The 20,426-nt window shown below is 61.0% G+C and carries 20 protein-coding genes and 2 tRNA genes; 8 read left to right on the top strand and 14 right to left on the bottom strand.

Annotation, left to right across the window (positions count from 1 at the left end; all coding sequences use genetic code 11):
• Positions 1–20: 20 nt before the first annotated feature.
• Together SR858_RS14745 and SR858_RS14750 are read left to right on the top strand one after the other, a co-directional pair.
• Positions 21–332, top strand: a complete 312-nt coding sequence (locus tag SR858_RS14745; RefSeq protein ID WP_019919765.1) for a cupin — start codon at positions 21–23, stop codon at positions 330–332.
• Positions 329–724, top strand: coding sequence for a hypothetical protein (locus SR858_RS14750; protein WP_154819696.1), 396 nt, complete (start codon positions 329–331; stop codon positions 722–724). Before SR858_RS14745 ends, SR858_RS14750 begins: the two co-directional genes overlap by 4 nt.
• 104 nt (positions 725–828) lie before the next feature.
• Here the strand turns inward: SR858_RS14750 and SR858_RS14755 are convergent, their stop codons facing one another.
• Both SR858_RS14755 and SR858_RS14760 read right to left on the bottom strand, forming a co-directional pair.
• Positions 829–1,896 (bottom strand): sensor histidine kinase, encoded by a 1,068-nt coding sequence (locus tag SR858_RS14755; RefSeq protein ID WP_019919766.1) that lies wholly within the window; start codon positions 1,894–1,896, stop codon positions 829–831.
• Complete coding sequence (locus SR858_RS14760; protein ID WP_019919767.1) at positions 1,893–2,585, bottom strand: response regulator transcription factor; 693 nt, start codon at positions 2,583–2,585, stop codon at positions 1,893–1,895. Before SR858_RS14760 ends, SR858_RS14755 begins: the two co-directional genes overlap by 4 nt.
• A 242-nt stretch (positions 2,586–2,827) precedes the next feature.
• On the opposite strand from SR858_RS14760, the gene SR858_RS14765 reads away from it, so the two are divergent.
• The gene (locus SR858_RS14765; protein ID WP_019919768.1) at positions 2,828–3,634 is read left to right on the top strand and encodes a Crp/Fnr family transcriptional regulator; all 807 of its coding nucleotides are present in this window, start codon (positions 2,828–2,830) and stop codon (positions 3,632–3,634) included.
• Between the two features lie 152 nt (positions 3,635–3,786).
• On the opposite strand, the gene SR858_RS14770 is transcribed toward SR858_RS14765, so the two are convergent.
• The 12 genes from SR858_RS14770 to SR858_RS14825 all read right to left on the bottom strand — a co-directional run bounded on the left by SR858_RS14770 (position 3,787) and on the right by SR858_RS14825 (position 14,451).
• Positions 3,787–5,247, bottom strand: a complete 1,461-nt coding sequence (locus SR858_RS14770; protein WP_019919769.1) for a CHASE3 domain-containing protein — start codon at positions 5,245–5,247, stop codon at positions 3,787–3,789.
• Positions 5,248–5,399: 152 nt separating this feature from the next.
• Positions 5,400–6,032: a response regulator gene (locus SR858_RS14775; protein ID WP_026636903.1), complete on the bottom strand. Its 633-nt coding sequence runs from the start codon at positions 6,030–6,032 to the stop codon at positions 5,400–5,402.
• 157 nt (positions 6,033–6,189) lie between these two features.
• Positions 6,190–6,609, bottom strand: a complete 420-nt coding sequence (locus SR858_RS14780) for a MerR family transcriptional regulator (RefSeq protein ID WP_026636904.1) — start codon at positions 6,607–6,609, stop codon at positions 6,190–6,192.
• A 16-nt stretch (positions 6,610–6,625) separates the two neighbouring features.
• Positions 6,626–6,973, bottom strand: a complete 348-nt coding sequence (locus tag SR858_RS14785) for an integration host factor subunit alpha (RefSeq protein ID WP_019919772.1) — start codon at positions 6,971–6,973, stop codon at positions 6,626–6,628.
• Between the two features lie 191 nt (positions 6,974–7,164).
• Positions 7,165–9,591, bottom strand: a complete 2,427-nt coding sequence (gene pheT / locus SR858_RS14790) for a phenylalanine--tRNA ligase subunit beta (protein ID WP_019919773.1) — start codon at positions 9,589–9,591, stop codon at positions 7,165–7,167.
• A gap of 68 nt (positions 9,592–9,659) precedes the next feature.
• Positions 9,660–10,679, bottom strand: a complete 1,020-nt coding sequence (pheS, locus tag SR858_RS14795; protein WP_019919774.1) for a phenylalanine--tRNA ligase subunit alpha — start codon at positions 10,677–10,679, stop codon at positions 9,660–9,662.
• Between the two features lie 95 nt (positions 10,680–10,774).
• A complete protein-coding gene (gene rplT, locus SR858_RS14800) occupies positions 10,775–11,134 on the bottom strand; it encodes a 50S ribosomal protein L20 (RefSeq protein ID WP_026636905.1) in 360 nt (119 codons plus the stop codon).
• A gap of 26 nt (positions 11,135–11,160) precedes the next feature.
• Positions 11,161–11,358, bottom strand: a complete 198-nt coding sequence (gene rpmI / locus SR858_RS14805) for a 50S ribosomal protein L35 (RefSeq protein ID WP_026636906.1) — start codon at positions 11,356–11,358, stop codon at positions 11,161–11,163.
• Between the two features lie 217 nt (positions 11,359–11,575).
• Positions 11,576–12,115: a translation initiation factor IF-3 gene (gene infC / locus SR858_RS14810; RefSeq protein ID WP_255360930.1), complete on the bottom strand. Its 540-nt coding sequence runs from the start codon at positions 12,113–12,115 to the stop codon at positions 11,576–11,578.
• 20 nt (positions 12,116–12,135) lie between these two features.
• On the bottom strand, positions 12,136–14,043 hold the full coding sequence (thrS, locus tag SR858_RS14815) for a threonine--tRNA ligase (protein ID WP_019919778.1): 1,908 nt from the start codon (positions 14,041–14,043) through the stop codon (positions 12,136–12,138).
• A gap of 197 nt (positions 14,044–14,240) precedes the next feature.
• Positions 14,241–14,317 (bottom strand) — tRNA-Val (locus SR858_RS14820).
• A gap of 57 nt (positions 14,318–14,374) precedes the next feature.
• Positions 14,375–14,451: transfer RNA gene (locus tag SR858_RS14825), tRNA-Val, on the bottom strand.
• A 139-nt stretch (positions 14,452–14,590) separates the two neighbouring features.
• On the opposite strand from SR858_RS14825, the gene SR858_RS14830 reads away from it, so the two are divergent.
• The 5 genes from SR858_RS14830 to SR858_RS14850 are packed head-to-tail and all read left to right on the top strand — an operon-like array spanning position 14,591 to position 20,425.
• The gene (locus tag SR858_RS14830; protein ID WP_051120245.1) at positions 14,591–15,550 is read left to right on the top strand and encodes a cation diffusion facilitator family transporter; all 960 of its coding nucleotides are present in this window, start codon (positions 14,591–14,593) and stop codon (positions 15,548–15,550) included.
• On the top strand, positions 15,547–17,454 hold the full coding sequence (locus SR858_RS14835; protein ID WP_019919780.1) for a hypothetical protein: 1,908 nt from the start codon (positions 15,547–15,549) through the stop codon (positions 17,452–17,454). The genes SR858_RS14830 and SR858_RS14835 overlap by 4 nt, the downstream gene beginning before the upstream one ends.
• On the top strand, positions 17,451–18,575 hold the full coding sequence (locus SR858_RS14840) for a hypothetical protein (protein ID WP_019919781.1): 1,125 nt from the start codon (positions 17,451–17,453) through the stop codon (positions 18,573–18,575). Before SR858_RS14835 ends, SR858_RS14840 begins: the two co-directional genes overlap by 4 nt.
• Before the next feature lie 4 nt (positions 18,576–18,579).
• A complete protein-coding gene (locus SR858_RS14845; protein WP_154819697.1) occupies positions 18,580–19,770 on the top strand; it encodes a hypothetical protein in 1,191 nt (396 codons plus the stop codon).
• A 4-nt stretch (positions 19,771–19,774) separates the two neighbouring features.
• The gene (locus SR858_RS14850; RefSeq protein WP_019919783.1) at positions 19,775–20,425 is read left to right on the top strand and encodes a CatA-like O-acetyltransferase; all 651 of its coding nucleotides are present in this window, start codon (positions 19,775–19,777) and stop codon (positions 20,423–20,425) included.
• Position 20,426: the final 1 nt, after the last annotated feature.

The raw sequence follows: 20,426 nt of genomic DNA on the forward strand, positions 1-20,426 counted from the left end.
CGGAATCAGAAAGGTCATCGATGAGAATTATTCGTAGTAAAGAGTTCACTGCCACCCGCGCCTGGGGAGCGGATGACATCGCCAATATGGGCGGCGTTACGACGCGTCTTCACTGGACCGACAAGCCCTATCAATGGCACATCAACGACGGTGAGGAAGTATTTGCTGTGCTGGACGGCACGGTCGATATGCACTACCGGGTCGCCGGCATCGAGCACGTGGCAACCTTGGAAGTTGGCGACGTCTTTTTTGCCAGCGTGGGATGCGAACACGTGGCCCATCCTCGTGGAGAGGCCCGCATTCTGGTCGTCGAGAGTGAGGGCAGTGTATGACGAGAATGGAGGCACTGGCGCGCAAACTGGCTTCGCACCTGACATCGTTCGGACTGGCCAGCCTGCTTGCCGCTACCCTGACTTACATTTCCCTGGCAGTTCCAGGGCGCGTGAGCGCGGTTTGCGCCAACGTGGGCACGCCCATCTATTGTCCAGTGCTCGCTTATGGGTTTCCGTTGCCATTCCTGGCAGATAACCAGGGTATCTCGCCGGTTGGTTCAGTCGCCAGAGACCCGTTATCAGTATTGATCGGTGAGGATGATATTTTGTGGGGGCGGTTGGCAATCAACGCTTTGTTCTGGATGCTGGTGTCGATAGCCGCTCGGCTGCTGTGGCTACGCCGACGGCGTAATCATGCCCCAGATTCGAAGAATGAACTCTCAGTTCCATGAGTCAACACCACAGTATTCGGCATGCGCCATGGGCACACCCCCAACGCTATATATTGCTAACGATAGTGGTGATGCCATGATCGATAAAGCTTACGGCTTGCGGCTCAGGAAAAATGTACCTTGAACACCGCCCCCCGACCTGCAATCCCCTCGCCCACCGTCAACACCGCCCCATGCACCTGCGCGATATCGCGCACGATCGCCAGCCCCAGGCCGCTGCCGTGCGATTTGTCATCGAGCCGCACGTACCGGCTGAAGATAGCGGTCCGGCGTGCGGCAGGAATGCCGGGGCCGTTGTCCTCTACCGCGAGAAAGGCGCGCTCCTCTGCGACGCCGCAGCGCACCGTCACCGTCCCGCCCGCCGGCGTGTAGCGCAGTGCATTGTCGATCAGGTTATCGATCAGGTCGCGCAGCAGGAAGCGGTCGCCCGTCACTGGCGCAGGTTGCAATTCAAAACCGAGGTCGATGCCCTTGCGTGCAGCTTGCTCGACAAACAGCTGGATCGCTTCGCCTACCAGGGCCTCCAGCGCCAGCGGTTCGAGCCGGGCCTTTTCAAAGTGATGCGGTTCGGCGCGCGCCAGTGACAGCAGCTGGTTGGTCTGCCTGATCATGCGCTCGGTGGCCGCTTGCATCAGGCGCACCGATTGCGCCGTCTCGCGTTCGGCGTGGCGCGCGCCCAACCATTCGAGCTGGGTTTTCAGGCCGGCCAGCGGCGTGCGCAGCTGGTGCGCCACGTTGGCCAGGAAATCCTGGCGCGCCCTGGCGCCCTCGCCCACCTTTTCCAGCAAGCCGTTCATGGCGGACACCACCGGTTCAAGCTCGTACGGCACCCGCGCCGGGTCGAGCGGCGCTAGCTCGTCCGCTTCGCGTGCGCCCAGGTCGGCGCGCAGGCGGCTCAATGGCCGCAGGCCGTTGCTGACTGAAAACCAGATCAGGCCTATGCTGGCGACGGCAAACACGCCTTCCATCAACAGCAGCGCGCGCAGCACGGCCTGGCGCAACTGCTCCTGCTTGCGCACGGTGTCGGCGGGAGCCTGGGTGGTGGCCGCTGTCGGTGCCGCCAGGGGCGCCGACAGCGAGGCCAGCTTGTAGGCCAGCACGCCGCCTGCCAGGTTGATCAGCAGGATCGGACCAATCAGCCACTTGAGCAGCCGCAGCCGGATGCTGGTCATGGCGCGGTATCGGCAGCCGGGGCCGGAGCCAGTTCCAGCATATAGCCAAAGCCCCGAATGGTGCGGATCGCCACGCCAGCGTCGGCAATTTTCAGCCGCAGGCGCGACACATAGACTTCCACCGCGTTGAACGTCAGGTCGTCGCCCCACGGCAAGATCGCCTCGATGATCTGCTGCTTGGAGACCACCCGTGCGCCGTGCTGGAGCAGGTACTCGAGCACGGTCCATTCGCGCACCGACAGGTCCACCACGCGGTCGCGCACGCGGGCGCGGCGGGTGGCGCAGTCAAGCGTGAGCTCGCCCATGGCCAGCACCGCTGGCGGCTCGCCATGGCGCCGCGCCAGCGCCCGCACGCGCGCCACCAGCTCGGCGCTGGCAAACGGTTTGACCAGGTAGTCGTCGGCGCCGGTTTCCAGACCGCGCACGCGGTCTTCGATGGCGTCGCGTGCAGTAAGCAACAGCACCGGCACCCGGCCGCCGCGCGCGCGCAACCGCCGCACCACTTCGAAGCCGTCCATGCCGGGCAAGCCGATATCGAGCACCACCACCTCGGCGGCATCGGCGCGGCGCAGCAGCTGGTCGGCAGCGTTGCCGTTATCGACCACCTGCACCGTCATCCCCTGCGCTGTCATCACGCGGCACAAGCCGTCGGCAATCACGCTGTCGTCCTCCACTACCAGTATCTGCATGGTGTGCGCCGTATTTGTTGGATATATGCATTATGCGCCCGCGCCGCTCAGAAACCTACAGTGCGGCGTAGGACCAGGCCTACAAGGCTGTGTAGCCCATACCTACAAGGGGGCGCCCCCTCGTCTTATGTTCGGGAATTAACATTGCCCATACGATGTGACCTATACGTGAGGTAACTCACACAAAGCTTTTAATGTAGCGCCTGAAACATCGAGTTAGTCAGACATCAGCGAGGAAAAATATGATCAACGTCCAAAACAACGCCACCATCGCACCGGTACCGCGCCGCATTCCAGCTGGCGCCGACCACGTCAAGGCGTCGTTGCGGCCCGTGGTCACTTACAGCGGCACCCAGCAAAATGAATTGCTGGCCGCGCTCCCGCGCGACGTCCTCGAATCGCTGTTCGAGCACCTGGAACTGGTGACCCTGCCCTTCGGCAAGGAACTGTTCGAGTGCGGCGGCACCATGGATTATGTGTACTTCCCCACCACCGCCATCGTCTCGCTGCTGTACGTCATGGAAGACGGCGCCACGACCGAGATTGCCGTGGTAGGCCATGAAGGAGTGATCGGCGTGTCGCTGTTCGATGGCGAGCGCGCCATGTGCAGCGCCGTGACGCAAGCCGCCGGCTATGGCTATCGCATGAAAACCCAGCACCTGCGCGCAGCGTTCAGCCAGGGCGGCGCCCTGCCTGCATTGCTGATGCGCTATAACACGGCGCTGTTCGCGCAGATGGCGCAAAACGCCGTCGGTGGCCGCCACAGCTCGATCGAACAGAAACTGTGCCGCTGGCTGCTCGACCGTCTCGACCGCTCGCCAGGCAATGCGCTGAAGGTCACGCAGGAAATGATTTCCATCATGCTTGGCGTGCGCCGCGAGAGCATCACCGCCGCAGCCGGCAAGCTGCAGGACGAGGGTCTGATCACCTACCGCCGCGGCAATATCACCGTGCTCGACCGCTCGGCGCTGGAAGCGTATGCCGGTGAATGCTACAAGGTCGCCAAGACCGAATACGACCGCCTGCTGGTCGATGTCGGCCGCTGCTGATCGCAGGCCGTTATCGCCGCTGCGCCGTTGATCAACGTATCTCTTGCTTGCGCTACCACCGGCCGTAACGAGCCGCGCATCATGGTTTCAAGAACTCCCCGGCCAAGGCGGTGGCGCGCAAGCAGCGCCTCTTTCCTTACCGGGAAAGCGTTCTAAGCGGCAGGCGCAGCCCGGCGCTCTTCCATCATGAAAACGGGCGCGGCCCGTTTTTCTTCTTGCGGCGCCACATTGTCATGTACGGGTATCGCCACTTCGATGCAGGTGCCGCAGTCATTGCGGCCGCGCCGGATATTCAGGGTACCGCCCAGCAGCAAGGCGCGTTCGCGCATGCCCAGCAAGCCATGCGACATCGGCTTGGCGATATTGGCGGCGGAAATGCCGACGCCATCATCGATGATGCGCAGCATCAGTCCTTCCTGGTTACGATTGAGCATGACCGACACCCGGCTGGCCTTGGCGTATTTGCGAATATTGTTCAGCGACTCCTGGACTATGCGGAAGAGCGCAATCGACAGGTCGCCGGCATCGCGCGTCAGCAATTCGATCTCGTCGTCCACGTCGCAGTCGCAGCGCACCGTCGCCATGCGGGAAAATTCCTGGCAATAGCTTTCAATCGCCGCGCACAGGCCCAGGTTGTCCAGCAGGCTCGGGCGCAGGTTCTCGACGATGCGGCGCTTCATTTCCACCACTTCCACCAGCGAACCGCGCGCACGCTTGAGCTGGGCCGCCAATTCGGGATCGGTCTTTTGCAACTTCATGGTGACCGCTGCAATATCCATGTTGATGGACGTCAAATGAGCGCCGATTTCATCGTGCAGCTCGCGTGACAGCCTGACTTTTTCTTCCTCGCTGATGCTGATCAGGTGGCGCGACAATACAGACAGCTGCTCGGTGCGCTGCTCGACCTGCGATTCCAGGTTTTCGTTGGCAATTTTCAGCGCGTGCTCGGCCTCGGCGCGGGTGGCGAAGCTGCGCCCCACCAGTTGATAAAACATGATCAGCACCACGATGGCAACGGCATTGATGCCCATGCCCAGTATTACAGCCTTCTGGTATTCCTCGTAGAACATGGCGCTGCGGGCCTTGAGCGTTTCGTTCTGCTCCTGCTCCATGATCACCACCTGCAGACGGATCTCATCCATGCTGGCGCGGCCGTCGCTCACGCGCGCGATCTTGACGATTTCGCTGAGCCCGCCTTCGCGATAGACGTCGAGCGACTGGGTCATGATGGTCAGCCGGCGGCGTACCAGGGTTTTTAATTGCGCCAGGTTTTTCAGCTGGTTGGGATTATCAGCCAGCAGCTTTTCCAGCTCGCGGAACTCCGCTTCGCTCTCGGCCAACGCGGTGCGCGTAGGGCCGAGGTAAGCGTCATGGTCGGACAGGAAATAGCCGCGCATGCTGCTCTCGGCGTCGAGTACCAGCACGTTCAGGTATTGGAGACGGTCGGCGACGCGGGCGGTCTGGCCGATCAGGACCTGGGCGCCGCGCAGCGCCTGCAGGTTGTGGAACAGGCTGAACCCGTTAACGATCAACAATAAGGCACAGGTGACGCACAGGACAGTCTTGTACAGCGGCAAGCGACGATGCGGCGCTGAATCGACGGTGAAATACATCCTCTTCCTTCAATCAGTAAGGCGACAGCACGCCCAAGCCAATCAATTATAGACGGGAAGTAAGATGAGTGCGCACTGCAACAGTGCGCAAAGAAAAGATAGATGCCCGCCCGCACCACAGGAAATTTCCCCGTGGAATCAGGCATGGTTTGTTAGTCAAGCAGATTGTTTTTCATGGCGTAATAGGTCAAGTCGCTATTGGACTGCATGCCCATTTTTTCCATGATGCGGGTACGGTAAGTACTCACGGTTTTGATACTGAGCGACAGTGCCACACCGATATCGGACACGGTGGCGCCACGCGCCAGGCGCAGAAATACCTGGAACTCGCGGTCCGACAACTCAGTGTGCAGCGCCGTGTTGGGGTCGCGGTCGAAGCTTTGCGCCAGCAGTTCGCCGACGGTGGAGCTGACATAACGACGGCCCTGGTACACGGTGCGCACGGCGGTCATCAGTTCGTCCGCTTCGCATTCCTTGTTCAGGTAGCCGTTAGCGCCCATCTTGAACAGGTTGAGTGCGTACTGCTGCGCCGGGTAGCCGGACAGGATCAGCACCGGAAGGTCGGGCTGGCCTTGTCGGATGGTGCGCAGGGTATCGATGCCGCTTTGATCCGGCATGGCGATATCGAGCAACAGCACATCGCAGATTTCGCGGCGTGCAATGTCGAGCGCTTCACGCCCGGTACCGGCTTCCGCCACCACGTCGAAATCGTCCGAAGACGAAAAAATCTGTTTGAAACCTGCTCTTACTATTTGATGGTCGTCACAAATGGCAACGCGTATCATTGTTTCCTCTCGTCGTGTCCGGCATACGCGCTCTGGGCGCGGGCCGGACTTCACGCCACCGTATTTCAGCAGTCGCTGACTTATTAAATAATATTGAAAGTATATCAGCAATCACACTTTTGACGCATCGTTCGCCAGCGGTGTGCACCACGAGGTGTTATTGCCCTTGCCTGAGCAGACCGAGAATATCGAGCAGTTCGCTACGTATCAACTCGCGGTCCAGCGGAGCAGGAACGTCCACCGGGGCAATGTCGTTGACAGACGCTTGCGCATCATACTCTTCCTGGATGCCGCCGTAGGCACGGCTGTCGAGTTTATTGCGTGCACCGCTGATCGTGAACCCTTGTTCATACAGCAGTTCCCGGATACGGCGTATCAGCAACACTTCGTGGTGTTGATAATAGCGGCGGTTGCCGCGCCGCTTGACGGGCTTGAGCTGGGTGAACTCCTGCTCCCAATAACGCAACACATGCGGTTTGACGCCGCACAGCTCGCTCACTTCGCCGATGGTGAAGTAGCGTTTGGCGGGGATCGGTGGCAAAGCCACCAGCTCGGACTTGGCGGGACGATCGTTTATCAAGAATCAGCTCCGGTCAGGCGGCGCGCGCCATCGGATTACTCTCTTCGACCATGCCCTTGAGTTTTTGGCTGGCATGGAAGGTCACGACGCGCCGCGCCGTGATGGGAATTTCTTCCCCGGTCTTGGGGTTGCGGCCAGGACGCTGCGGCTTGTCGCGCAACTGGAAGTTGCCGAAGCCGGACAGCTTGACCGCTTCGCCGCGCTCGAGCGCGTTGCGGATTTCATCAAAGAAGGTTTCCACCATGTCTTTGGCCTCGCGCTTGTTCAGGCCCACTTGTTCGAACAGCAGTTCGGCAAGCTCCGCCTTGGTCAGCGTGGGCAAATCTTTTTCTGCATCCTGGCGTACCTTGGCCACTTGCATGGCCCGGTGCAAATCGGCAGCCAATGCTGACTGGAGTACGGCGGAATCAACGTCGTGATTATTAATTTTCCTGCCCTGCCTTTAAAAACGCATGAGCCCGGCCAAATGGCCGGACTCCCGGATGATAAAAAGAAACGTTTGTGCTGGCTCAGCTACAGCTTAGCCAAGCTTTTTGCCAGCCCGCTATGCTATCACGCCCGCAGGCGCGCACCATGTTTCTGCTGTGCGGCACTCGCCGCTGCGGTCATGATGGCCTCGACCACATCGTCCTGCAGAGTGTTTTGAGTATCTTGTAAGCTAAACCGGAAAGCAAGCGATTTCTCATCCGCCTCCAGGCCCTTGCCGCGATATTCATCAAACAAAACAATGGCTTGCACCAACTTGGCTTGCGGACTTGCTTGCACTGCGGCATGGAAAGCATCGAGCACATCCTGCGCCGCCACGCCCTGCTTGACCACCACAGCCAGGTCGCGCGTGGCGCCCGGGAACTTGGAGATCTCGACGTATTCTGGCACAGTGCGTTGCTGCAAAGCAACCGCATCGACTTCGAACACGACCGGTGCATTCGGCAGCTCGTACTTTTGCATCCAGCGCGGGTGCAGTTCGCCGATGAGCCCGATCACCGCGCCGTTCAGCAGCACGTTGGCCGAGCGGCCCGGGTGCAGCGCCGGGTGTTCCGCTTTTTCGAAGCGCAGCGTTTGCGGCGCAAACAGGTGCTCGAGGTCGGCTTTCAGGTCGAAGAAATCGACCGCGCGGCTGTCCTGGCCCCACTGCTCGTCGGCCACGCTGCCATACGCTAACGCAGCCACGCGCTTGGGCTGCCGGTAGCCAGCGACCGCCAGCGGGCCGTCGGCCACGCTGTCGTCGCGCTGGTAGATGGCGCCTACTTCGAACACGCGCACGCGGTTGGTTTTGCGGTTGAGGTTGTAACGGACGTTGGCCACCAGGCTGCCGACCAGGGTCGAGCGCATCACGCTCATCTGGCTGGCGATCGGGTTTTGCAGCTTGATCGGATTGGCGTTGCCACCGAAGTCCTGTTCCCACGCCGCTTCCACAAAGCTCATGTTGACCACTTCCTGGAAGCCCAGGTCGGCCAGCTGGTGGCGCACGGCAAACAGCGAACGGGTATTTTCCGGCGCGATCACCATGGTGTTGGCAGCGATGGGCGCCACGGCCGGAATGTTCTCGAAGCCGTACACGCGCGCCACTTCCTCGATCAGGTCTTCCTCGATCTCGATGTCGAAACGGTAGCTTGGTGCGGTCACCGAAAACACGCCGTCCGCCAGCGTGAACGGCAGCGCCAGGCGGGTGAAGATGTCGGCAATGACTTGATCGTCGAGCGGCACGCCGATGACTTTTTGCGCGCGCGCGGTACGCAGTTGCACCGGAGTGCGCTGCGGCAGGTTGACGACCTGGTCATCGACCGGACCCACTTGTGTGGCGGCGGTGCCGCAGATCCCCACCAGCAGCGCGGTGATGCGCTCGATGTGTTCGACCACGGTGGCGTAATCGACGCCGCGCTCGAAGCGGTGCGCCGCGTCGGTGGAGAAGTTGAACTTGCGGGCACGCCCCTGGATGGCGCTTGGCCACCAGAACGCCGCTTCGAGGTAGATCGATTCGGTCTCGAGCGACACAGCGGTGGCATCGCCACCCATGATGCCGGCCAGAGATTCGATTTCCTGTTCGTCGGCGATCACGCCCACCCATTCGTTGAGGGTGACGGTGTTGCCATTCAACAGCTTGAGGGATTCGCCCTCTTTCGCCCAGCGCACGTCCAGGCTGCCGTGGATCTTGGCCAGGTCGAACACGTGGCTCGGACGACCGAGTTCCAGCATCACGTAATTGGAGATGTCGACCAGTGCCGACACCGAACGCTGGCCGCTGCGCTCAAGGCGCTGCTTCATCCAGTCCGGCGTGGCGGCTTTGGCGTTGAGGTTGCGGATGACGCGGCCGGCGAAACGGCCGCACAGGTCCGGCGCCGACACTTTTACCGGCAGCACTTCGTCGCTGTTGACGGCCACCGCAGCGAACGTCGGCGCATTGAGCGCCGTACCGGTCAGCGCCGACACTTCGCGCGCCACGCCCAGCACCGACAGGCAGTCCGCCTTGTTCGGCGTGAGCTTGATGGTGAACTTGAGGTCGTTGAGCGCGTAGTAGTCGCGGAAGTCCTGGCCGACCGGCGCATCGTCCGGCAGTTCCAGCAGGCCACTGCCCTCTTCCGACAATTTCAGTTCCTTCGCCGAGCACAACATGCCTTGCGACTCGACGCCGCGCAGTTGCCCCACCTTGATTTCAAACGGCTTGCCATCGGCGCCGGGCGGCAGCACAGCGCCGGCCTTGGCGCACACCACGTGCAGGCCGGGGCGCACATTCGGTGCGCCGCAGACGATGGTCAGCAAGGTGCCGGTGCCAACGTCCACCTGGCAGACGTTGAGGCGGTCGGCGTTCGGGTGCTTGGCCATGTCGCGCACCAGGCCGACAACCACGTTGGAGAACGGTGGCGCGACCGGTTCGACCTCTTCCACTTCCAGGCCGGACATCGTCAGCAGGTGGGCCAGTTCGTCCGAAGTCATCTTCGGATCGACCATGGTGCGGAGCCAGTTTTCGGAGAATTGCATAATCTAGCTTTCTAAGAATTGTTCCACGGGAGCGCCAGCACGGGCGGCGCTCGACCGTCGCTGAGGTGTTAGTTGAACTGCTTGAGGAAGCGCAGATCGCCTTCGTAGAACAGCCGCAGGTCGTTCACGCCGTAACGCAACATGGTCAGGCGCTCGAGGCCGGAGCCGAACGCGAAACCGATGTATTTTTCCGGGTCGAGGCCGAAATTGCGCACCACGCTCGGATGAACCTGGCCGGAGCCGGAAATCTCGAGCCAGCGGCCCTTGAGCGGACCCGAGCCGAACGCGATGTCGATCTCTGCCGACGGTTCGGTAAACGGGAAATACGACGGACGGAAGCGCACTTGCAGGTCGTCGGTCTCGAAGAAGGCCTTGACGAAGTTGAGGTACACGCCCTTCAAGTCGGCAAAGCTGATGTTCTCGGCGATCCACAGGCCTTCAACCTGGTGGAACATCGGCGAGTGGGTGGCGTCGCTGTCGACGCGGTAGGTGCGGCCCGGGGCGATCACCTTGATCGGCGGCGTGTGGCTGCGCGCGTAGCGCACCTGCATCGGGCTGGTGTGGGTGCGCAGCAGCAGCGGCTTGCCTTCGCTGTCGTTGCCGTCGATATAGAAGGTGTCTTGCATCGAACGGGCCGGGTGATTTTCCGGGCTGTTCAGGGCAGTAAAATTGGTCCAGTCGTTTTCGATTTCGGGGCCGTCCGCCACGTCGAAACCGATCGAGCGGAAGATCTCTTCCACCCGTTCCCAGGTACGCATCACCGGGTGCAGTCCACCGCCGGCGCGTCCGCGGCCTGGCAGGGAGACGTCGATCGCCTCGGCGTTCAAACGGGCTTGCAGCTGGGCGTCGGCCAGCGCGTCGCGCCGGGCCGTCAGTGCCGCTTCGATCTGCTGCTTGGCAGCGTTGATCAGGGCGCCTTGCGCCTTGCGTGCTTCCGGGTCGAGCTTGCCCAGGCCCTTCATCAATTCGGTGATCTGGCCGGTCTTGCCCAGGTATTTGGCTTTGGCATTTTCCAGTGCGGCGGCGTCGTCTTGCGCAACCGTGAAATCCTGCACTGCTGAGGCAACGAGTTGTTCCAGGGAGTACATGCGTTTCTTATCCTCAATCAAAAACGGGGCACAGGTTCACACCTTTGCCCCGTCCTTTACGCTGCCCCGCGAAGGGCCGCATCATCAATCAATGCTTACGCAGCGATTTGTGCTTTGACTACGTTGACAATCGCAGCGAATGCTGGCTTGTCCATCACTGCCATATCGGCCAGGACTTTACGGTCCAGTTCGATTGCAGCTTTCTTCAGACCGTTCATGAATACGCTGTACGTCACGCCATGCTCACGGGAAGCGGCGTTGATACGGGCGATCCACAGGCGGCGGAAGACGCGCTTCTTGTTACGACGGTCGCGGTAGGCGTACTGGCCAGCGCGCATGACTGCTTGCTTGGCAACACGGTAAACCTTGCTACGACGACCACGGTAACCCTTGGCCAGGTTTAAGACTTTTTTATGACGGGCACGAGCTGTAACCCCACGTTTTACTCTAGGCATAGTAACTCCTTAAATTGAGTGTGAGATTAAGCCGATGGCATCATGCGCAGAACCGATTTCACGTCTGCCGCATCGACATTGGTGATACCGCGCAGCTGGCGCTTGGATTTGGTGGTTTTCTTGGTCAGAATGTGACGCTTGAAAGCGTGGCCACTCTTAACGGTACCACCTGGGCGTACGCGAAAACGCTTTTTCGCGGAGCTCTTGGTTTTCATTTTTGGCATAGATATTCTGTCGTTTTACGGACAGCTCCATATCGAAACAGGATTACAGGTGGTAACTACGTTACGCTTAGATGCCTGCTCTCACTTGTTTGTGCAGCGGATGCGAGTCCACTACATTTACTACAGCCGGCGATTATAGCCGACTTTCATTCAAGATGCAGCAAATAAAAAAGGCGTCCGCGCTGGACGCCCTTCTTTGCCACATTGTCACGGCAGCTTACTTCTTTTTCTTAGGAGCAAGGACCATGATCATCTGGCGGCCTTCCATTTTCGGGAACTGCTCGACCTGGCCATGTGGCTCGAGGTCGGCTTTCAGGCGTTCCAGCATACGGAAGCCAATATCCTGGTGCGCCATTTCACGGCCGCGGAAACGCAGCGTGATCTTGGTCTTATCGCCTTCTTCGAGGAACTTGATAAGGTTGCGCAGCTTGATATTGTAGTCGCCATCATCGGTACCCGGACGGAATTTGACTTCCTTCACGGAGATGATTTTCTGCTTCAATTTCGCCTCGTGAGCTTTTTTCTGCTCCGAGTACTTGAATTTGCCGTAGTCCATCAAACGGCAAACCGGCGGGACCGCCGTAGGGGCGATCTCGACCAGGTCGACGTTTGCCTCTTCCGCCAGGCGGAAGGCTTCGGCCAAAGTCACGATACCGAGTGCTTCGTTATCGACCCCGCTCAAACGCATTTCGGGGGCAGTGATTTCGCCATTGATGCGATGCGACTTGTCAGTAGCTATGGTGATTCCTTTTAAAATTTGATAACTGGCGCGTGCGATCAGGCTTTGTTGGCGATGTCTTGCGACAGACGCTCGATCAGGGCATCGATGGACATGACGCCCAAATCGACATTACCCCGGGCCCGCACGGCCACAGTGTTGGCATCCCGCTCCTTGTCGCCCACCACGAGGATGTACGGCAGTTTTTGGACGGAATGTTCACGTATTTTATAGTTTATTTTCTCATTACGCAAATCGGTCTGCACGCGGAACCCGCTGCGGCGCAGCTTTTCAGCCACTTGTTGCACATATTCGGCCTGCGCATCCGAGATATTCAGGACCGATACCTGCACCGGCGCCAGCCATGCCGGCAGCGCACCCGCATAGTTTTCGATCAGGATGCCGATGAAACGCTCCATCGAACCGACGATCGCCCGGTGCAGCATGACCGGCACCTGGCGCGTGTTATCCGCCGCCACATATTCGGCGCCCAAACGCTCCGGCATGAAGAAGTCGACCTGCATGGTGCCCACTTGCCATGGACGGCCGAGCGAATCCTTCAGGTGGTACTCGATCTTCGGACCGTAGAACGCGCCCTCGCCCGGCAATTCGGTCCAGGTCACGCCGCAGGCGCGCAGACCCGAGCGCAGCGCTTCTTCGGCCTCGTCCCACACTTCGTCGGTGCCGATGCGGTTGTCCGGGCGCAGCGCCAGTTTCACTTCGATATTATGGAAATGGAAATCGGCATACACCTCCATCGCCTGGGTGTGGAACGACACCACTTCCGGCTCGATCTGCTCGTGGGTGCAGAAAATATGGCCGTCATCCTGCGTAAAGCCGCGCACGCGCATGATGCCGTGCAGCGCGCCCGACGGCTCGTTGCGGTGGCATTGGCCGAACTCGCCGTAGCGCAGCGGCAGGTCGCGGTACGAACGCATATTACTGTTGAAAATCTGCACGTGGCCCGGGCAGTTCATCGGCTTCAGTGCATACGAGCGGTTTTCCGACTCGGTGACAAACATGTTTTCGCGGTAGTTGTCCCAGTGGCCGGTCTTGCCCCACAGGCTGGCGTCGAGAATCTGCGGTGCCTTGACCTCTTGATAACCATTGACCTGGTACTTGTGGCGCATGTATTGCTCCACTTGCTGCCAGATGGTCCAGCCTTTCGGATGCCAGAACACCAGGCCCGGCGCCTCATCCTGGAAATGGAAGAAGTCGAGCTGCTTGCCCAGCTTGCGGTGGTCGCGTTTTTCCGCCTCTTCCAGCTGGAACAGGTATTGTTCCTGGTCTTCCTTCTTGGCCCAGGCCGTGCCGTACACGCGCTGCAGCATTTCGTTCTTGCTGTCGCCGCGCCAGTAGGCACCGGCCAGCTTCATCAGCTTGAACACTTTCAGTTTGCCGGTCGATGGCACATGCGGGCCACGGCACAGGTCGGTGAAGCCGCCTTCGCTGTACAGCGAAACGTCCTGGTCGGCCGGAATCGAGGCGATGATTTCCGCCTTGTACGCTTCGCCGATCGACTTGAAATAGGCTACGGCCTCGTCGCGCGGCAATACCTTGCGCGTGACCGGCTCGTCCTTCTTGGCCAGTTCCGTCATTTTCTTTTCGATCGCCACCAGGTCGTCGGGCGTGAACGGACGCTTGTACGAGAAGTCGTAGTAGAAGCCGTTGTCGATCACCGGGCCGATGGTCACTTGCGCATCGGGGAACAGCTCCTTGACAGCGTAGGCCAGCAAGTGGGCGGTCGAGTGACGGATCACGTCCAGACCCTCGGGGTCCTTGTCGGTGATGATGGCCAGGTCGACGTTTTTCTCGATCAAGTGGGAAGTATCCACGACTTTACCGTCGACCTTGCCGGCCAGCGCGGCTTTGCCGAGGCTGGTGGCAATGCTGGACGCTACTTGGGCTACGGTGACGGGACCCTCGAACTCGCGGGCGGAGCCATCTGGAAGGCGGACTGAAATCATGAATTTCTCCCTGTGGGCGCATGGCGCGCCTGTTGGTACATTGAATTAAAAAACGCGGACGAAAAAAAACGCGGACTAGCCGCGTTTTCTCTTTTTTTTGAGCAAAAAGGTTCCCGTTCGACTAGCGTCACTCCCAAAGCTTGGTAGTAGTTCGCGGTGTCATAACCGGGATGCCTTTCTCGCTCTTACATGAATTCTGGTGGGCGGTGAGGAATTCGAATCCCCGACCCCTTGGATGTCGACCAAGTATTCTAACCAGCTGAACTAACCGCCCTTTTGTACTGCATTTTACTGCGCTTTTTACTACTCTTTACTGCGATACTGCGAATTCTGGTGGGCGGTGAGGAATTCGAATCCCCGACCCCTTGGATGTCGACCAAGTATTCTAACCAGCTGAACTAACCGCCCGAAGACCAGCATTATAGAGAGCGAAAAGCAGAATGACAAGGGGCTTCATAGGAAAGATTTACGAATAGCACTATGACGATAGCGCGCAGCATCTGCGCTTCCATTAAACTGTGTGTGTCCATTCATCCACAACCATCCCATGTCCGCTCAAAACAACAGCGTCCGCGCCGCCTCCCCTTCCGCCCACTTGCACGAGCACCGCAGCGACGACGCCAAATACAAGCACGTCAGCGTGCAGCGCAGCCAGAAGGTGCTGGCCTGGGCGCTGCTGCTCACGCTCAGCTTTGCAGTCGTGGAAGCAGTCACCGGTTTCATGGCCAACTCGCTGGCCCTGATCTCCGACGCCGGCCACATGGTGACCGACACCGCCGCGCTGGGCCTGGCGCTGCTGGCGCAAATGATTTCCAAGCGGCCGCCGTCGGCGCGCCACTCGTTCGGCTTCGGCCGCGCCGAGGCGCTGGCCGCCTTCGTCAACAGCCTGGTGCTGCTGGTCCTGGTGGTGTGGATTGTGTATGAAGCGGCGCAGCGTTTTTCCAGGCCCGAGGAAGTGCACGGCTCCACCGTGTTTGTCGTGGCGGGCATCGGCTTGCTGATCAACCTGGTGCTGGCCTGGATGCTGTCGCGTGGCGACAGCAATATGAATACGCGCGCCGCCCTCGTGAATGTCATGGGCGACTTGCTCGGCTCGGTCGCGGCGCTGGTGTCGGGCGCGGTCATCTATTACACCGGGTGGATGCAGATCGACCCGCTGCTGTCGCTGTTCGTCGCGCTGCTGATCCTGCGCTCCACCATCGGCGTGCTGCGCGAGTCGTACCACTTCCTGATGGGCGGCGTGCCCGAGCCGATCGACTATCTGGCCGTGGGCGCCGACCTCGAGCACATCGACGGCGTCTGCTCGGTGCACGACCTGCACGTGTGGGACATGTCGCCGGGCGAACCGGCGCTGATCGGCCACGTCGAGATAGTCGAACTGCAGCGCTGGCCGGAGATCCTGCAGGCGATCAAAGCCATGTTGCTGGAGAAGCATGGGATCGACCATATTACGTTGCAGGCGGAGGTGGCGCAGCAGGCGGCGTCGACGCCTCTGCCTCAGCCATGATGCGGCTGCTACTCGCATTTTGCCTGCTCTTCGCACTCCCCGGCGCCTCCGCCTGTTCATGCGTTTTCCGAGAAGAAGCCGGCTTCATCCATGCTAATCTGAACCAACTGCCGGCCAACGCACGCGGCGCATTGTTCCAGTTGCCATATGCGTCCAGGATCACGCTCAAGGCAACGGCATTCACCATCGAGTCGGACCGCCATCCACAACCGCTCAAGGCAGAAATTTCCTGGCCACGACTTGGTACCACAGCGCAACATCTGCTGCGGGAACGCATGCTGGCACGCGTGGGGCCGGTCGGCGGCTTTCAACCCGGCGCGCGCTACACGATTACCTACCACGGCAAAGTGGCCGATTGGGCTTACCCCACCCGTACCGAGTTCACCATCGACACCGCCGCGCTCGATGTCGGCGACTATCAACTCCAGCTTACCAGCGGCCCCGTCCGACGCCTGGTGCAACTCGTCGACGATGGCGGCATGTGCGCCAGCAACCAGCCCGCCGTGGTTGCCGAATTTTCGTATGTGATCCCGGACCGGTACGCGGCCTACCGCAGCGCCATGATCTATGCGTCGGAGACGGTGGACTCGGCAGGAAAAGCACGCCTCATTGCCCATAGCGCCATGCTGTGCGCCCCCTGGACTCTGGTTGCAACCGCCAACGAGAACGGCAGCGATATGGTTCATGCCAGCTGTGAGCGTCCGGGCACAGCGGTTGCCGTGCGCGGACGCGCCGGCCTGCTAGAAGTCGAAGACCAGCTGCGCACCACGAATCTGCTCCCGGTCGATTTCAAGGCGGCCATCGGGCGCGCCTGCACCGGTTACGGCATGCTCAAGGAGGCCATCGCAGAGGCCGATCGCGAGCGCATCGCGGACCTGGTGTGCGCGCTCGGTGCAGAAGCGTGGCGCCCGAACCCGCCACCGCCGTCCGCAGTGCCTTCGTTCACGACACTGTTGGCATTGGGCCGCGCACGTGGCGCGCCACCGAAGGAGTGCGTCTACAACGCGTCGCTGCGCTGGATCGACGATTTTCAAGCCGATCCAGCATTGCTCGGACCTGATCTGCTCGACGACCTGCAGTCCAACGACGAGGCACGTATTGCCCGGGCCACGCAAACGCTTGACTACATCTCCAGGCGCCTGCGCCACCGCGCCCCGCCGGCGCCAAATGGGGCCGTGCATAGTGCTGCGCTGCTGCAGCAAATATTGCCCCAGGCGGTGCAATTGATCGCCGAGGGGCGTTCAGCCAACGCTTCCGCATTGGCAGGTCTTATCGGACCAATGCGCCCTCACATCGCGCCCTACTTGCCAGCTTTGTTCGATGCGGGGGCGCGCCGGTCGGTCGATGCCATCCCGGCATTGGAGGCATTGGCTCAACTGGCGCCGGACGATCCCCGTCTGCACGCGCTGTTACGCCAGGCTGCTGCCACACCTGCGTTGCTGGAAACGGCAGCGACACTATATGACAGGGTGGCGCCGCCAGACCAGGCCGCGGCAGCCATCGCGCTGTTGATCGAGGCCGCGCGCCGAGGCAATAATACTGCCATCTACGCGCTGGGACAGCGCGGCCGTGCCGCGGGCGCCGCCGTGCCAATCCTCGCCGCGCAACTGCGTGACAGCAGTCCTGCCGCCGTCCGCACCAACGCCTACTCGTCCTTGATTGCCGTGTCAAACGGCGAACCGGAAGCGACGGCGGCATTCGAATCCGCACTCCTGCACCACCAACTGCCCGATTTCCTGTTGGAAGAGCTGGAAAAACTCGGCGACAAAGGGAGGTCATTGCTGCCCACGCTCAAACGCATGCTGTTGCCGCCATTACGGAGCAAGCTCGATACGGACCAGCAGCGAGCAGTGAAGCGACTGATACAGCGCCTGCAAACGCCTTCGGCGGCACCGCAGCCATGAAGCGCCTGCCAGTTGCAGTTGCACTGTGCGCACTGCTGGCCACCGGCGGCGCGTCGGCCTGCTTGTGCGAGGGAGAGATTGCCGGCTTCATACACGCCGATCTCAAGCGTCTGCCCGCCAATGCGCGCGGCGCCCTCTTCCAGTTACCGCCCGGGTCCGGCATTGGGTTGGATGCTGCCGCGTTCACGATTGTTTCGGATCGCCATTCCCGGCCCATCAAGGCGGAAATCTCGTGGCCAACGCTCGGCATCCACGATCCGCACCTGCGGTCGGAACGCATGCTCGCCCGGGTAGGGCCGGTCGGCGGCTTCCAGCCCGGCGCCCGCTACACCATTACCTACCACGGCGCTGATACCGGCTGGACCCATCCACTGCGCGCGGAGTTCACCATCGATGCCGCCGCGCTCAAGGTGGGCACCTACCAGTTGGTGCTGGCCAGCTCTCCGGCCCGCCGCATGCTGGCACTGGAGGCCAGCTGGGGCGTTTGCTCCAGCCACCAGGCGGCGATTGTGGCCGAATTCGACTACCGGATTCCCCCACACTACGCACCGTACCGCAGCGCCATGATCTATGCATCCGAAACGCGCGGCGCCGACGGCTCGTCGCGCCTGACCGCGTATTCTCCATCGCAGTGCCAGCCGTGGACACCGGGCGCCACCGCCATGCGCGACGGCCGCGACCTGGTCCACGCGAATTGCCGGCAACCTGGGCCGCCGGTCACTGTGCGCGGCCACGCCGGCCTGCTCGAAGTGGAGGATGCACTGCAGACGACCAACGATTTGCCGGTGGACTTTCGCCAAGCCTCGGGCCAGGCCTGCAGCGGCGGCGGCATGCTCGACGAGGCAGTAGCCCAAGCCGACACCGCGCGCATAAAAGAGCTGGTGTGCGCCGTCGGCGACGAGCCGTGGTACCTGGATGACGCCCCTCGGCCCACCTTGCCGTCGATCACCACCTTGATAAAACTGGCCCGCATGCCGGATAGCCCGCCCAAAGCGTGCCTGACCTCGGCATCATCACGCTGGCAAGACGAAGTGCAGTACAGGTTCAGGCGAGTGTTCATGCCGCTATTGCTTGCCTTCGATTTATTGCGGCGCGAGGTGATGCGCCTTATTTCGGAGTAACCCCATGTACCAATTCGATACCCGCTGCCCCCTTTCCCGCATCCAATACTTGTTGGCGCTATGCGCGCTGCTGGCGATGGTTAATGCATGGGCATGCTCTTGCATGCGGCAATATAACGGCGGATTCATCCACGCCGACCTTGACCGCTTGCCGTCCAATGCGCGCGGAGCATTATTCCAGCTACCGGAAACCAACCCGCCGAAACTGACGCCGAACTCGTTCACGATCACGACCGACCGGCGCCAGGCACGCCTGACCGCCCGGTTGTCGTGGCTGGACGTCGCGACCGCCACTGGCGGGCCGCGCCGACTGGTGCGCGTTGCGCCCGTCGGCGGCTTCCAACCGGGCGAGCGTTACACGATCGCTTATCGCGGCAAGACTGCATCGTGGACCTTTCCCGCCAAAACTACTTTTGTCATCGACCGCGAACCGCTGGCAGCAGGCACTTACCGGATAGCGCTGGTCGACGCTCCGGCGGGCCGCATGCTGAACGTGCCAGATGGCGTGGTCTGCGGCGCGACAGAACCATCCATCGTGGCGCGCTTCCAGTATCAACTCCCGGCACAGCACCTGCCTTATCGCAGCGCCATGATGTATGCGTCGCAAATGCGTACCGGGCCAGGCGCATTTGCCCCGCTCGGCTACTCTGCCGACTACTGCAGCCAGCCACAGCCTGGCACGACGGCATTACCTGACGGATTCGACTTGGTGCACACCAGTTGCCGCAGCGCGCCGCAACGGATCGAGGTGCGCGGCCGAGCCGGCCTGCTGGAAGTGGAAGACACGCTTCAACCGTCCAATGTCATCATCCTGGACCTCAAGTCGGTGGCCAACAGCGGTTGCGACCTGTTCGATTTTTTTCGCACCGCCCATGCCAACGGCGATGCGCAGCGTATCAAAGACGTGCTGTGCGCAATCGGCCCCGGCGCCTATCCGGGCGGCGGCACCACCAATTCGCCGGCCCCAGCCATGCAGACACTGGTGAATCTGGCGCGTGGCAAGCAGCCACCGCCGCGCGATTGCCTTTACGGCGCGGCCCTTGCCATGATCGGCCAGTCCGGGCAGTCGCCGCAACCATTGGCTCCGTTGCTGGCCGAGGACCTGGCGTCCGGCAACAGCGAGCGCATCAAGCTGGCACTGAATACGCAGCACTCGATTAAAACAATGAAATTTCCTTCCCCCACCAAGAAATAGCATCATGCACAACTTCGAAAAACGCCGCGACCGGTATGACCTGTTTGCGTCCTTTGAAAAACCGCTCGTCAACCTCAGCTTCGAGCTGCCGATGCCGGACTTTCGGCCTTATTGCAAGGCCAACGGCCTGCCGCCGTTCCACTTCTTCCTGTATTGCGTGCTCAACGCTGTCAAGGGCATCGACAATTTCATGTACCGCGTGCTCGATGGCGAAGTGATCAAGCTTGACGACTTTGCCGCGTCGTACACCGTCATCAACCACAACAACGATCTGAACATCACCAAGTTCGAGATGACCGACGATTTACCGACGTTCATCGCGCGCAGCCTGGCGGCCAAGCAGGTCGCCGAGGCGCGCACCGAGCTGGCCAATATGGGGCCGTTGATGACGCCGCTCGAGCAGAAGCAGAATGTCCACATCACGTGCATGCCGTGGTTCAAGCTCACCTCGGTCGAGCATCCGATCTACCGCCATGCAGACTACGACATCCCCTCGCTGGCCTGGGGCCGCTTCGGCGACGCCCAGGCCGATGGCATGATGATGGTGCCGTTTTCGGTGCAGGCGCACCATGGCTTTGTCGATGGCTACCACGTGCACCTGCTGGCGCAGTCGATTGCCGCGCGTGCACGAAACCTCATGGCGCAGCAGGAATAAT

Source organism: Duganella zoogloeoides, from assembly GCF_034479515.1.
Lineage (GTDB): Bacteria > Pseudomonadota > Gammaproteobacteria > Burkholderiales > Burkholderiaceae_D > Rugamonas > Rugamonas zoogloeoides.